The organism is Lentzea sp. NBRC 105346 (assembly GCF_030269605.1).
In the GTDB taxonomy this organism is placed as follows: domain Bacteria; phylum Actinomycetota; class Actinomycetes; order Mycobacteriales; family Pseudonocardiaceae; genus Lentzea.
On record NZ_BSTQ01000022.1, the window covers coordinates 89,388 to 102,720 of the forward strand.

Below are 13,333 nucleotides of genomic sequence, written 5' to 3' on the forward strand. Positions count from 1 at the left end.
TTGCGTTGTTTCGTGCGGTTGCGTGGGTGGCTGGGATGAGGTGGCTGGAGTTTCGTTGTTTGTTTTTTCACTCGATAGTGGTCTCCGCTGCAGGAATAGCTGTTTAATTGTGATCTTGCGGTAGATTTGTGCTATGGACCGAGCGGTGGCTATCGACAACATGCTGTTCATACAAAAGCAAGTTGATTATTGGCAGGCCCAGCTATTGCGTCAGCTGGCCGACTTTGCCATCGGTACCGCCGACGACGAATTCGCGGCGGCGGAGATTGTCGCGGCGATGAAGTGGACTTCGAAGTGGGCCGAGGATCAGTTGCTGGTGGCGCGGGAGACCGTGACCAAGCTGCCCCGCACGGTCGACGCCTTGCAGGCCGGGGAGATCGACTCCTATAAGGCGAAGATCCTGTTCAACTACACCCACCGGCTCACCAGCGACCAGGCCGCTCGAGTCGAGGAGCGGGCGTTGGTCAAGGCGCCGGGACAGACCAGTACTCAGTTGCGCCGGTCGTTGCAGCGGATCGTGATGGCGGTGGACCCGGAGGGCTGCGCGGAGCGGCGGGAGGCGCGCAAGGCGGAGCGGATCGCGGGGATCGAGGAGCGGGTAGATGACATGGTGAAGCTGTTCGCCTGGCTCCCGGCGGATCGCGGTATTGCCGCTGCGCATCGGGTGGACAAGCTCGCCCGTGCGGCGAAGTTCCCCGGTGACACGCGGACGTTGAGCCAGCGCCGGGCCGACGTGGTCGCGGACATGCTCCTCGCGACGCCCGACCACACCCCGAGCGTGAAGGTCAACCTCAACGTCACCGTCTCCTCGACGACGCTGATGGGTCTGGATGATCATCCCGGTGAGTTGCAGGGCTACGGCCCGATCAGCGCCGAACTCGCCCGTGAGCTTGCGGGCGACTCGACCTGGCGTCGACTGCTGACCGACCCGCAGTCCGGCATGCTGCTCGACGTCGGCACCAGCACCTACCGCCCGCCGGAGCATCTGCGCCGGTTCCTGTGGGCGCGTGATCAGACCTGCCGTCAGCCGGGCTGCATGATGCCCGCGCAGCGCTGCGAACTCGACCACACGGTGCCCTATCCCGACGGCCCGACGGCGGCGTGCAATCTGTGCCCGTTCTGCAAGCATCATCATCGCTTGAAGCACAAGAGCAACTGGGCGGTGACCCAGCCGATTCCCGGCCGCTTCATCTTCAAGGCGCCCTCAGGCAAGACCTATGTGCGGGAACCGGAACCGGTCCTGGCTGGCTTCCCGGCCGATCCGCCCTTCTAAATCAAAAATCAAACAACGAAACTCAAGCCACTCATCCCGGCCACGCCCGCAACCGCACCAAAGCTACGCAAGTCTGGGCGGTGTCTGGGGCACGACGGCAGCCAGCCACGGACTTCGGTACGTTGGCATTTTCGCGCGGACGCGGCGCCCTAGCGCCGTGGCCGCGCGAAAATGCCAACGTGTCGCGGCGCAGCCGCGTCCAAAGCCCAATCAGGCCTCGCGGTTGAACAACCTCTTCGCCCAGAGGTAGCCAACGAGCGTGATAACCACACCCCACCCAAGCGCGATAACGGCGTTGTTCCCGATGGGCGTACCCATCAGCAGCCCGCGCAGAGTCTCGATGAACGGCGTGAACGGCTGGTACTCGGCGAACCACCGCAACACGGTAGGCATCGAGTCGGTGGGGACAAACCCGCTGCCGAGGAACGGAAGCAGCACCAGCGGCATACCGACGTTGCTAGCCCCCTCGACGGTCTTGCTGGCAAGCCCGAGCGCCACGGCCAGCCAGACGAACGCGAAGCTCATCAGCACCAGCACCCCGGTGAGTGCGAGCCAGCCGCCGAAGCCAGCCGTTGGCCGGAACCCGATGAGCAAAGCGACAGCGATGACGGCGGTGATCCCGAGCATCGCCTGGATGACGCTCCCGACGACGTGTCCGGTCAGGACGGACACACGGGCGATGGCCATAGTGCGGAACCGGGCGACGATCCCTTCGGTCATATCCATGGCCACCGAGATCGAAGTGCCCTGGACCGCGGACATGATCGTCATCAGGATGATCGCGGGCGTCACGTAGTTGACGTACTCCGCCCGTCCGCCGGAAGGACCGCCGATGCCGGCGCCGAGCGTGCCGCCGAAGACGAAGACGAACAGCAACAGGAAGATGATCGGCATGCCGACCAGCAGCACGGTCATCGACGGGTAGCGCAGCATCCGCTTGAGATTGCGGCGCAGCATGGTCGCCGAGTCGGTGAGGGCGAGCGTCATGGTGCTCATCGGGTCGTCACCTTCTGTTCGGTGAGGGCGAGGAAGACGTCGTCGAGGTCTGGGGTGTGCACGGACAGTTCGTCGACCTCGATGGCCTGGCCGTCGAGCAGATCGATGAGGCCCTTCAACGCGCGGAGGCTGCCGTCGCTGGGCACCCGCAGGGCGAGCGCGTCGCTCTCGCGTGACGCCTCGCGGAGCAGCCGTTCGGCCATGTCGAGCCCGTGCTGGTCGGCGAACCGCAGGCGGACGTGCCCGCCCGGGATGCGGCGCTTCAGCTCGTCCGGGGTGCCCTCGGCGACCAGGCGGCCGTGGTCGAGGACCGCGATCCGGTCGGCCAGCTCGTCGGCCTCGTCCAGGTACTGCGTGGTGAGGAAGATGGTGACACCGCTGGAAACCAGCTCCCGGACGATCTGCCACATGGCGCGACGGCTGCGCGGGTCCAGGCCGGTCGTCGGCTCGTCGAGGAAGATCACGCTCGGGCTGCCGACCAGGGTCATCGCCAGGTCGAGGCGCCGCCGCATACCTCCGGAGTAGGCCGAGGCGGGTTTCTTCGCGGCGTCGACGAGGTCGAACTGCTCTAGGAGTTCGGCGGCGCGCCGCCGGCGGTCCCGCCGGGGCAGGTGGTGCAGGTCCGCCATCAGGAGCAGGTTCTCCTCGCCGGTGAGCAGGTTGTCCACCGCCGAGAACTGGCCGGTCACGCCGATCGACGCGCGGACCGCGTCGGGTTCGCTCGCGAGGTCGTGGCCGGCTATCCGGACGGCACCGGCATCGGCACTGAGCAAAGTGGACAGAATGTTCACCGTCGTGGTCTTGCCGGCGCCGTTCGCCCCCAGCAACGAGAATACGTTTCCCCGCTTGACGTTCAGGTCGAGACCGTCGAGGACGAGGTGGTCACCGAAGGACTTGCGCAGTCCGGTGACGGTGATCGCGAATGTCATGATCTTCCCCTCTCAGGACCGGCGGATCGTGATGTCGCCGTAGGACGTGCGCCCGCGGACCTCGACGGTCTCGGCGGCGTCTCCGGGCGAGGTGGCGTCCTCCATCAGGTTGCGCACCTTGCCGAACGAGGTGTTCACCTCGAGCCAGGCGGCGGTGCCGTCGGCGATGCCGATCTCGAGGTCACCCATGGCGGTGCCGATCTCGACCGAACCGCGGACCACCTCGCCGAGGCGGATGTTGCCGTTGGCCGTCTTCACCTCGACGCCGGCGCCCGCGTGTTCGACGGCGATGTCGCCGTTCGCGCTGCGTGCCCGGACCGGACCGGTGACCGCGTCCACGTCGATGGCTCCGTTGGAGTTCTTGATGACCGCGGTGCCGTCGACCTGGCCGAGGCGGACCTTGCCGGAGCCGGTGTGGATCTCGGCGTTGCCCGTGACCGCGCCCGCGGTCACGTGACCCGCCGACGTGCGCAGGCGCAGTGCGCCGGTCCGCTCCACGTGCAGGTCACCGGCGGAGGTCTTGTAGCCGAGCTCCCCGAGCCGGCCGGTGGTGGCCAGGTCGCCGATCTGCACGTCGCCCGACACCTGGGAGCCGGACGGCAGGTCGATCGACACGTCGACCGACCGGGTCTTCTTGGAGAAGTCGAACGCGCGGAACCGCGGTCCCTTGACGGTGAGCACGCCGTTGGCGAACTCGACCTGGACCTGTTGCGCGGCCTTGACATCCGACTCGTCGGAGTCGTCCGTCGGGCGCACGTCCACGACGGTGTCGGTGCGGTCGCTCGCGGCGATCCGAAGGTTGCCGGCGCCGAGGTCGATCGTGACGGCGATCGGCTCGGGAGTGGCGAATTCAGGCATGGCTGTCCCCTCAGTTCAGGTGGTTCAGGTGTCCCCGCAGGTCGGGGAAGTGGTGTGGTGAAAGCGGTTCGGTGCTAACGCACCCAGCCGGTGAAGTGCTGCTTGCTCCGCTGGCCGCCGCCGGGTTGCTCGGTCCGGCTGGGCGTCTGCAGTGCGGCCGTCGCGGCCCGGACCAGCCAGGCGTTGACCGAGCGGCCCTCCTTGGCCGCGGCCTCCTCGACCGCCGCCTTCAGCTGTTCCGGCAGGCGCACGTTGATGCGTGCGGCGGGACCGTCCTCGGCGAACTGCGGCGCGCTGTCCACAGTGGACTCCTGGGTGGGCGCCGCTGCGGCCGGTCCGGCGGGCGGCGGGGTGACGACGAAGTTCGGGTCGCGTCCACGCAGGCGCAGCTCCACCGAGCCGGGCGCGAGGTCCTGGGTGATCTCGTCCGCGGCTGCGGACAGCGCGTCCAGCAGGGTCATCCGGATCGCCGACTCGAGCGAACCGGTCAGGCGCTCGACCAGTGCTCGGGGTTCCTCGCCACCGGCTTCGGCGAGCGTGGCGAACTCACGGCCGAGGTTGCTCACATACGTGGTCAAGTCCATGGCACCACTGTGGCACACATGTGGCACCACTGCAAGCCAACATGGCACATCAATGGCGCCAACGTGGCGCTTTACTTCTTCGGCACGATGGTGACAGGTACGCTGACCTGCGCTGATCCGGTGGTGCCAGTGATGGTGCCATTGCTCGCTTTCGGACCGGCCAGCAGGCGCAGGACGAACGTCACCGACTCGCCCGGTGCCAGTTCGCGCCCGGAAGAACAAGTCACCGTGTCCTTGCCCGCCGGGCACCCGACCGAACCCGCCGTGGTGTTGCCCGGCCCGACCGTCTTGAGGTCGTCGGGCAGGGACACCGTCAGCGTGACCGGCGCCGACGGTGCCGAGCCGGTGTTGCTGACCGTGATGGACAGTTCCGATGGCGGGCCGCCGGTGTGCGTGGTGAACCCAGGCGGTGCCTTCGCGTCCAGCACGGGCGTCCCGAGGGGCGTGGTGATCGTCGTGGCACCCGGCGTGGTGAGCGTCGGCCCCGTGACCGTCGGGGTGCCGGCGGACGTGCCGCTGCGGACCGGCGTCGCCGTGCTGCTCGACGCGGGAGGTTGCGCGGCCGCGCTGGGAGCGGTGGAGGGGACGGGCCCGCCCGCTGTCCCCAGTGCGACAACGATGACGAAGGCGGTCGTCGAGGCCGCCGCACCGACGACCATGGGCGTCGTCGCGGCGACGGAGGCGCTCGCCTTGGCCGTCGCGGCCAGGTAACCGGCGGTGCCCGCGCCGAGCACGATCGGCGCGACGACACCGCGCAGCGCGCCGTTGACGTCGGCCAGCTCGGTGGCCAGCGCCCGGCAGGTCGCGCAGCCGTCCAGATGCGCGTCGAGCTGTGCCGACTCACGGCCGGTGAGGCCACCACGGGTCCAGGCGCCCAGCCGGGCGACGGTGGCCCGGCAACGGTCGGCGGGCCGGTCGCCCACGTGCGCCTGGAGGTAGGCCTTGCGCAGCCCCTCACGGGCCCGGTGCGCCATCGCGGAGACGCCGTTGGGCGTCAGGCCGAACACCGGCGCGAGCTCGTTCGGTGAGCGGCCTTCGATCGCGGTGTGCCACAACACGTTCTGCCAGCGCTCGGGCAGGCTGGCGAACGCCTTCGCGACCAGCGTCCGATCCAGCTCCGCGACCGCTGTGTCGTGGAACGGCTGGCTGGTCACCTGCTCGGCGCCGGGAACGTCCGTTACGTCGCCCGCCAGCTCGAGCCGGCGGTCCCGCCGGTAGCGGTCGTAGGCGGTGTGGCGCACCGCGGTGAGCAGGTAGGGCCGGAACGCCGAGTCGGGACCGCCACCCGCGCGCAGGGTGACGAGCACCTTGGCGAAGGCGTCCGACACCAGGTCGTCGGCCTCGATCGGCGACCGGGACAGCTGCATGGCCAGGTTCTGCGCGGCCCGCACGTGGCGCTCGTAGAGCCCGCCGTAGGCGTGCACGGTCCCGCCGCGCACGGCCTCGATCAGCTCCGCGTCCGACGACAGGTGCGGCGGTCCCGACGCCGACCCGTCGTCGGCGTCGAGGAGCGCGCGGGCGAGGCCGGCACGCATCGTGACCGGGTCCGCGGTACGCCACCACCGCGCTTCGCGTTCGTCCGGATGCCCGAACAAAGGGCTCGCCGCCTTCTGAATGCCAACAATATGAGCGTTCTGCGGCTGCTCACCTTGCCATGGACATCGCCGCTGGTCGCGTGGCCGATTCCACACTGCACGACGTGTCGGTACCCCGTTGCGCCTTAGGGAGCAGGGCGATGGTCCGGTCGTTCGATCAGGCCGGGCACGGCGAACGCGTCAACCGTTGTAGCCGGAGAAGATCCGGGCGAACTCGTAGGGCTGCTGCGCGATGTTCGTGCAGCGGTACAGGGCGCCGTTGCACGCGTTGGCGTCGCGGCCCTGTTCCCAGAACGAGAGCATGCCCAGGTGCACCGAGCTCGCGAAGCTCACGAGCGCGCGGGCGTCCTTCTGGTAGAAGATCTCGTTCTGCGAGTCGTTCACGCCCAACATCGGGGTGACGCCGATCTTCTTCCAGGCCGCCGAGTCCGTCAGCCCGTACACCGACTTCACCTGGGCCTGCGTGGCCCTGGCCGCGGCGATCGCCTTGGCGCCCTGGTCACCGGGCCCCTGGTAGTAGTCCATCGCCATGACGTTGACCAGGTCCAGGTTCACCCCGGCGTTCTTGGCCGACTTCACCACGTTCACGCCGTCCTGCGTGAGCCCGCTGGGCAGGACCGGCAGGGTGAGCGAGATCTTCAGGCCGGGGTGGCGGTCCTGGAGGATCTTCAACGCCTGCGACCGGCGCGCCACCGTCGTCGGGTCGGCGACGGCGGCCCCCTCGATGTCGAAGTCGACGTACTTCAGCGAGTACGCGTTGACCACGGCGTCGTACTCGTTGGCCAGCGTCGTCGGCGTCGTGCAGTAGTAGGCCAGTTCGATGCCGGACGCACCGCCGAAGGAGATCTTCACGTCGCCGCCGGCCGCCCGGATCTTGGCGATCTCCTCCTTCTGCCACCCCGTCCTGGGGTCGTAGGCGCCGAACCAGCTGGCCTTGCAGCCGTACGAGGTGACGAAGCCGAGGGTGAAGCTCTTCACGCCTCCCTTACTGGCCATTGTGGACAGAACGGGCGACGGCCAGGCGCCCATGTCCACGTAGGGAGCGACCGATGACGCCGTCGCCGCCTGACTCGTGCCTACCGGCAGGGTCGTGATCGCCAACGCGGCGATCAGGCCGATCTTGAACAGCCTTCGCATGACGAACCTCCTCAGGTGCAGGGTGTGAGGTGGGTCATCATTGGTATAGACCATCACTCGGAGAAAGACCAGCCCAGTGGGAAGCGAGTTGATCGTCCAGAGTGGAGGGGAAGCGGAGTCCGCACGCTCTCCCCACTTCAACATATAGCGCACCGGGGGGCTTGCGGCAAGACCCGGGGTGTGCTTCAGAATTCCCGGCCGAACGCCTTTGACGTGCGGAAATGGGGGACCTGGTAGTGCGTGTGCTGTTGACGACGTGGGGATCGCGCGGGGATGTCGAGCCGCTGGCGGCGCTGGCGGTGGCGTTGCGGGAACTGGGTGCGGACGCGCGGGTGTGCGCTCCGCCGGACGACGATTTCGCGGTGCTGCTGGCGCGGGCCGGCGTGCCGCATGTGCCGATGGGCCCTTCGGTGCGTTCGGTGGTCGAGAACCCGAAGCCGGACGCGTTCCAGCTCGCTCCGCAGCTGGTCGCCTCGCGGTTCGAAACGTTGCTGGAGGTGGCGGAGGAGGGCTGTGACGCGCTGCTGGCGACCGGCCTGATGCCCGCGGGGGTACCGGACGTGGCCGAGAAACTGGGCATCCACTACGTGCTCGCGACGTTCCACCTGCTCGGGCTGCCGTCGCGGCACCGCCCTCCGGGCAGGCGGCCGGGCACACCGTCGCCGGACGACGAGACCGACAACCGGGTGCTGTGGGAACAGGACGCCCAGCGGGTCAACGCCCTGTACGGCCCGGCGCTGAACAGCCATCGGGCGGCGATCGGCCTGCCGCCGGTGAACAACGTCCGCGACCACGTCCTGACCGGTCGGCCGTGGCTGGCGGCGGACCCGGTGCTGTGCCCGCCGCAGGGGGAGACGGACCTCGACCTCGTGCAGACCGGGGCGTGGATCCTGCCCGACGACCGGCCGCTGCCGGACGACCTGGTGGCGTTCCTGGACGCCGGCGACCCACCGGTGTACGTGGGCTTCGGCAGCATGGCCGCGCACACCCCGAAGGACATCGCCGAGGTGGCCATCGACGCGGTCCGTTCGCAGGGGCGCCGCGTCGTGCTCGCGCGAGGCTGGGCCGGCCTGACCGCGGTCGACTCCGAGGACTGCCTCGTCATCGGGGAGGTCAACCAGCAGGCGTTGTTCCGCAGGGTGGCGGCGGTCGTGCACCACGGCGGCGCGGGCACCACCGCGACGGCGGCTCGGGCCGGGGCCCCGCAGGTGATCCTGCCGCACATCGCGGACCAGCCTTACTGGGCCGGTCGCGTGGCCGACTTGGGCATCGGTGCGGCCGCGACCGTCGACACGCTGTCCGCCGCGCTCGCCACGGCCCTGGCTCCCGAGACCGCCGCCCGCGCCATCGACGTGGCCGGTCAGGTGCGGGGCGATGGAGCGATGGTGGCCGCGAAGCTGCTTCTCGAGGAAGCCAGGTAGCGCACCGGAGCGAACGTGACGTTCAGGGACATCCATGTCCCCCGACGTCACGTTCGCTCCGCTGCGCTCCCGGATTTTCGGAGCGCCGAAATTCCGGCACGTCTCCACCCGTCGCCCGAGCCGCACAATCAACACATTCCGCCGCATCCATGGTTTCCCTGCCCCATGTCCTGAACAGGAGAGGTAATGCGGCTCAAGTTGTTGAGCGTGATCGTCGGAGCGATGCTCGTGACCGGCCTCGGCACGGCCACCCAGGCGCAGGCGACCGACGTGCAGCCGAACATCATCGGTGGGTCCACCGTGCCGGAAGGCGGCGCTCCGTGGGGTGCCCAGGTCAACGTGGGCGGAGGCTTCTGCTCCGGCTCCGTGATCGGCCCGCTGTGGGTGATGACCGCCGCCCACTGCGGTCGCGGCGGCAGCGTGCGCGTGGGCAGCCAGCGGCTCGGTCAGGGCCGGAGCATCCGGGTCGTGCAGGACTTCACCAACGGTGACGTGGCGCTGAAGAAGCTGGCGTCGCCGGCCAACATCAGCAAGTACCTGCCGTACGCCGCGACACCACCGCCGATGGGCGCCACCGTGCAGATCTACGGCTGGGGCGGCATCTCCGCGCCCGGCGGACCGCTGGCCCAGTCGATCAAGACGGCGAACCTGCGCGTGGTCGCGATCGGCAACACGATCAACGGTGCTCCGATCAACGGTCAGGCCTACTTCGGTGACTCCGGTGGGCCGATGGTCTACAACGGACAGGAGATCGGGACCTGCACCGGCCCCGTCGGCGGCGGGTCGGACCCGTCGAAGCTGACGGTGGCGTACCAGAACATTCCGCGGCGGGCCGCCTGGGTGCAGCAGACGACCGGGATTCGCCCAGGAGGCAAGTAAGCACAAGGGCGGGCGAATCCGTCGTCGCCCGCCACCGTGTTAGGTTGATTCTGCACCACAACCGAACACCTCTGCCCGTGATGGGGAAGCCGGTCGAACTCCGGCACTGTCGCGCAACCGTGGGCCACGTCCAGTGGCGAGTCGGGATACCAGCCGGGCGGAGTTGATCATCCGACCCGCTGTCGCGAGAAGCAGGGGTGACCACCGGTCTCCTCCTTCATGCAGCACAAGGAGGAGAAATGAAAAGGCGCTCTGCCGTTCTGGCGTCCGTCGCCGGTCTGATCGTGGCCATCGCCCCTGACGCACACGCCATCGACCGCACCAAGGGCTATCCCGGATTCTGCAAGGACGACAACGGCGTGACCGTCGTGGTCGACTTCCAGCAACTGGGCGGCACGACCATCGTGCGCTGCAACCCGGCGACGAGCCGCGGCACCGGGCTGGACGCGTTGAAAGGCGCGGGGTTCCAGGTCGAGGGCAATCAGCGGTTTGGTGAATCACTCATCTGCCGCGTGGAGAACCGTCCCTCGGCCACGGAGACGATCCCGATCACCGGCCGGAACGACTACCGCGAGCCGTGCGCCGACATGCCTCCTGCGGGCGCGTACTGGTCGTACTTTCACTCCGGGAACAACTGCGGGTGGGAGGTCAGCCAGTCGGGTCCGAAGGACCGCGACTTCGTCCGCGGCGGGTTCGAGGGCTGGTCGTTCTCGTTGAACGCCAAGGCGGACTCCAACACGACGCCGAGGATCGCGCCGGTGCGGCCGGGCACCGAGAACCGGCCGTGCGACGTCGTCACGAGCACCAAGCCCGACCCGAAGCAGAACGTGGAGTTCACCGGCGGCGAGAAGACCGAGGCGATCAAGCAGAAGTCGAGCGACTTCGCGCCGTGGGCCGCGGGCGCAGTCGTGCTCGTGCTGGCGGTGGCCGGTTTCCTCGTTGCACGCAGGCGCAAGCAGAAGTCTTGATGGCGGGGTACTTCCTGCCGCGCGACCTGCACCCGGGCGCGTGGTGGGTGTGGGCGCTGGGGCTCGCGGTCGCGGCGACCCGCACGACGAACCCGTGGCTTTTGCTCACGATCGTGGCGGTCGCGGGGTTCGTCGTGGTCGCGCGGCGCGCGGAAGCACCGTGGGCGCTGGCGTTCCGGCTCTACCTGTACCTGGGCGTGATGATCATCGCGGTTCGGGTGTTCTTCCGCTTCGTGTTCGGCGGCGCGGAGGGATCGACGATCATCCTGCGGCTGCCGGAGATCCCGCTTGCGGGCATCCGGCTGTTCGGGGACGTGTCGGCGGAGTCGTTGCTGGGCGGACTCTACGACGGGCTGCGGCTGGCGGCGATGGTGATCTGCCTGGGCGCCGCGAACGCCCTGGCGAACCCGAAGCGGCTGCTCAAGGCGATGCCGCCGGCCCTGTACGAGGTGGGCACGGCGGTGATCGTGGCGCTGTCGGTGTTCCCGCAGCTCGCGGAGAGCGCGGTGCGGGTACGCCGCGCCCGCCGGTTGCGTGGCGGCTCGGGCCGGCGGATGCGGGTGCTGCAGACGATCATGATCCCGGTGCTCGAGGACGCGCTGTCGCGGTCGCTGCAGCTCGCGGCGTCGATGGACTCGCGCGGGTACGGCCGGGCCGGTCTGGTCGAGGCCCGTGCCCGGATGTGGACGGGCCTGATGATGATCGCCGGTTTGCTCGGCGTGTGCGTCGGCGTCTACTCCACTTTGGACGGTTCGACGCCGCGCTACCTCGCCACGCCAGTGTTAATAGGCGGGACAATCCTCGCGCTGGCCGGGTTCTGGCTGGCGGGTAAACGGGTGCGGCGCAGCCGGTACCGGCCGGACCGCTGGCGGCTGCCGGAGCTCGTCGTCGCGGCGAGCGGCCTGGGGGTCGCGGTGGTGCTGTTCGTGAGCTCCAGCTTCAACCCGATGAACCCGTCGCTGATCGACCTGTCCTGGCCGGCGCTGTCGTGGGAACCGCTGGCCGGCGTGCTGATCGGCGTGCTCCCCGCGTTCCTCACCCCGGTCCCCGAACCAGCAGCACTGGAAGTCGCATGATCGAACTCAACCGCGTCGGCTTCACCTACGACGGGCAGGCCACGCCCGTGCTGTCCGACGTCTCGCTGTCCGTCGGCGAGGGCGAGCTGGTGCTGTTCGCGGGCCAGACCGGCGCGGGCAAGTCGACCCTGCTCGGCACGATCAACGGCCTCGTCCCGCACTTCACCGGCGGCCATCTCAGCGGTGACGTGTCGGTCTCGGGGGTGTCGACGAGCTCCCGGCCACCGCGCGAGTTCGCGCATCTGGTCGGGGTCGTGGGGCAGGACCCGCTGGCCGGGTTCGTTGCCGACACGGTCGAGGAGGAGCTCGCGTACGGCATGGAACAACTGGCTCTGTCGCCACAGGTGATGCGCCGCCGCGTCGAGGAGACCCTGGACCTGCTGGGCATCGCGGACCTGCGCCGCCGCGCCCTGCGCACGTTGTCCGGCGGTCAGCAGCAACGCGTCGCCATCGGTGCGGTCCTGACCACCCACCCTCGCGTCCTCGTGCTGGACGAACCGACGTCCGCGCTGGACCCGACCGCGGCCGAGGACGTGCTCGCCACGCTGGCCCGCCTGGTCGAGGACCTCGGCACGACCGTGCTGATGGCCGAGCACCGGATGGAACGCGTGATCCCGTTCGCGGACCGGATGGTGTACGTGCCGGGCACCGGCGGGATCGTCGACGGGACACCGGCGGAGGTGTTGCTCGACACGCCGATCGCCCCGCCGATCGTCCACTTGGGACGGTTGTTGGGCTGGGACCCGTTGCCCATGACGGTCCGCGAGGCGCGCCGCAAGAAACTGACGCTGGGGCCACCGCCGGTCAGGTCGGTGACAGTGGGGGAGCGGTTGCTGACCGCATCTGGTGTCGTCGTGCGCTACGGCCCCAAGGTGGCGGTGCGCGGCGTGGACCTCGACCTGCACGAGGGCGAGGTGCTGGCGATGATGGGGCGCAACGGTTCCGGCAAGTCGTCGCTGCTCTGGGCGGTGCAGGGATCCGGTCCGCGCCAGGGTGGTTCGGTGCGCGTCGGGTCGGCGGACCCACAGTCGTTGAGTAGCGCGGAGGCCCGCAGGCTCGTGGGCATGGTGCCCCAGACGGCGTCAGACCTGCTGTACCTGCAGACGGTCGAGGCCGAGTGCGCGGCGGCGGACGCCGAGTCCGGTGCCGCGCAAGGAAGTTGTTGCGCGCTGCTGGATCGCCTGGCACCGGGCATCTCCCGATCGGCGCACCCGCGTGACCTGTCGGAGGGACAACGCCTGGCGCTCGTGCTGGCCGTGCAACTGTCGGCGGCACCACGGATCATGCTGCTCGACGAACCGACCCGCGGCCTCGACTACGCCGCGAAGGCCGCGCTGGCGTCGATGATCGCGGCACTGGCCGCCGAGGGACGCGCGATCGTCGTGGCGACACACGACGTCGAGTTCGTCGCCACCATCGCGCATCGCGTCGTGGTCATGGCCGAGGGCGAGATCGTGTCCGACGGCCCGGCCGCGGAGGTGCTCGGCGGTTCGCCCGCGTTCGCGCCGCAGATCACCAAGATCCTGGGCGGGCCGTGGCTGACCGTGGACGACGTACGCGCGGCGGTGGCCCGGTGAACGTCGGCCGTCGTTCGGCCGCAGTCCTCACGCTGGCGTC

The 13,333-nt window shown here is 69.2% G+C and carries 12 protein-coding genes and 1 riboswitch; of the genes, 6 read left to right on the forward strand and 6 right to left on the reverse strand.

Features of this window, described 5'->3' with window-relative positions; translation table 11 throughout:
* Nucleotides 1–133 precede the first annotated feature (133 nt).
* Nucleotides 134–1,273, forward strand: coding sequence for an HNH endonuclease signature motif containing protein (locus tag QSK35_RS36985; RefSeq protein WP_285752377.1), 1,140 nt, complete (start codon nt 134–136; stop codon nt 1,271–1,273).
* A 210-nt stretch (nt 1,274–1,483) separates the two neighbouring features.
* Here QSK35_RS36985 and QSK35_RS36990 read toward each other — a convergent pair whose 3' ends face one another.
* The 6 genes from QSK35_RS36990 to QSK35_RS37015 all read right to left on the reverse strand — a co-directional run bounded on the left by QSK35_RS36990 (nt 1,484) and on the right by QSK35_RS37015 (nt 7,372).
* Entirely contained in the window at nt 1,484–2,269 is a 786-nt protein-coding gene (locus QSK35_RS36990) for an ABC transporter permease (RefSeq protein ID WP_285752378.1), read from the reverse strand.
* Nucleotides 2,266–3,198, reverse strand: coding sequence for an ATP-binding cassette domain-containing protein (locus QSK35_RS36995; RefSeq protein WP_285752379.1), 933 nt, complete (start codon nt 3,196–3,198; stop codon nt 2,266–2,268). The genes QSK35_RS36990 and QSK35_RS36995 overlap by 4 nt, the downstream gene beginning before the upstream one ends.
* Nucleotides 3,199–3,210: 12 nt before the next feature.
* Nucleotides 3,211–4,056 (reverse strand): DUF4097 family beta strand repeat-containing protein, encoded by an 846-nt coding sequence (locus QSK35_RS37000; protein WP_285752380.1) that lies wholly within the window; start codon nt 4,054–4,056, stop codon nt 3,211–3,213.
* Nucleotides 4,057–4,130: 74 nt separating this feature from the next.
* Nucleotides 4,131–4,640 (reverse strand): YlcI/YnfO family protein, encoded by a 510-nt coding sequence (locus tag QSK35_RS37005; protein ID WP_285752381.1) that lies wholly within the window; start codon nt 4,638–4,640, stop codon nt 4,131–4,133.
* A 71-nt stretch (nt 4,641–4,711) separates the two neighbouring features.
* Nucleotides 4,712–6,235, reverse strand: a complete 1,524-nt coding sequence (locus QSK35_RS37010; protein ID WP_285752382.1) for a sigma-70 family RNA polymerase sigma factor — start codon at nt 6,233–6,235, stop codon at nt 4,712–4,714.
* 180 nt (nt 6,236–6,415) lie between these two features.
* Nucleotides 6,416–7,372 (reverse strand): chitinase, encoded by a 957-nt coding sequence (locus tag QSK35_RS37015; RefSeq protein WP_285752383.1) that lies wholly within the window; start codon nt 7,370–7,372, stop codon nt 6,416–6,418.
* Between the two features lie 236 nt (nt 7,373–7,608).
* Here QSK35_RS37015 and QSK35_RS37020 point away from each other — a divergent pair, with 236 nt between their 5' ends.
* The 5 genes from QSK35_RS37020 to QSK35_RS37040 all read left to right on the forward strand — a co-directional run bounded on the left by QSK35_RS37020 (nt 7,609) and on the right by QSK35_RS37040 (nt 13,293).
* Entirely contained in the window at nt 7,609–8,793 is a 1,185-nt protein-coding gene (locus QSK35_RS37020; protein WP_285752460.1) for a glycosyltransferase, read from the forward strand.
* 186 nt (nt 8,794–8,979) lie between these two features.
* Entirely contained in the window at nt 8,980–9,672 is a 693-nt protein-coding gene (locus QSK35_RS37025) for a S1 family peptidase (RefSeq protein ID WP_285752384.1), read from the forward strand.
* Nucleotides 9,673–9,696: 24 nt separating this feature from the next.
* Nucleotides 9,697–9,844: riboswitch (cobalamin riboswitch) on the forward strand.
* 67 nt (nt 9,845–9,911) lie between these two features.
* A complete protein-coding gene (locus QSK35_RS37030; RefSeq protein ID WP_285752385.1) occupies nt 9,912–10,640 on the forward strand; it encodes an ABC transporter substrate-binding protein in 729 nt (242 codons plus the stop codon).
* A complete protein-coding gene (locus QSK35_RS37035; RefSeq protein WP_285752386.1) occupies nt 10,640–11,716 on the forward strand; it encodes a CbiQ family ECF transporter T component in 1,077 nt (358 codons plus the stop codon). The genes QSK35_RS37030 and QSK35_RS37035 overlap by 1 nt, the downstream gene beginning before the upstream one ends.
* Nucleotides 11,713–13,293 (forward strand): ABC transporter ATP-binding protein, encoded by a 1,581-nt coding sequence (locus QSK35_RS37040; RefSeq protein ID WP_285752387.1) that lies wholly within the window; start codon nt 11,713–11,715, stop codon nt 13,291–13,293. Before QSK35_RS37035 ends, QSK35_RS37040 begins: the two co-directional genes overlap by 4 nt.
* Nucleotides 13,294–13,333 lie beyond the last annotated feature (40 nt).

Bases quoted from the DNA above. Each gene is read 5' to 3' on its own strand.
- QSK35_RS36985 (WP_285752377.1), top strand. From the start codon at position 134: ATGGACCGAGCGGTGGCTATCGACAACATGCTGTTCATACAAAAGCAA.
- QSK35_RS36990 (WP_285752378.1), bottom strand. From the start codon at position 2,269: ATGAGCACCATGACGCTCGCCCTCACCGACTCGGCGACCATGCTGCGC.
- QSK35_RS36995 (WP_285752379.1), bottom strand. From the start codon at position 3,198: ATGACATTCGCGATCACCGTCACCGGACTGCGCAAGTCCTTCGGTGAC.
- QSK35_RS37000 (WP_285752380.1), bottom strand. From the start codon at position 4,056: ATGCCTGAATTCGCCACTCCCGAGCCGATCGCCGTCACGATCGACCTC.
- QSK35_RS37005 (WP_285752381.1), bottom strand. From the start codon at position 4,640: ATGGACTTGACCACGTATGTGAGCAACCTCGGCCGTGAGTTCGCCACG.
- QSK35_RS37015 (WP_285752383.1), bottom strand. From the start codon at position 7,372: ATGCGAAGGCTGTTCAAGATCGGCCTGATCGCCGCGTTGGCGATCACG.
- QSK35_RS37025 (WP_285752384.1), top strand. From the start codon at position 8,980: ATGCGGCTCAAGTTGTTGAGCGTGATCGTCGGAGCGATGCTCGTGACC.
- QSK35_RS37030 (WP_285752385.1), top strand. From the start codon at position 9,912: ATGAAAAGGCGCTCTGCCGTTCTGGCGTCCGTCGCCGGTCTGATCGTG.
- QSK35_RS37035 (WP_285752386.1), top strand. From the start codon at position 10,640: ATGGCGGGGTACTTCCTGCCGCGCGACCTGCACCCGGGCGCGTGGTGG.
- QSK35_RS37040 (WP_285752387.1), top strand. From the start codon at position 11,713: ATGATCGAACTCAACCGCGTCGGCTTCACCTACGACGGGCAGGCCACG.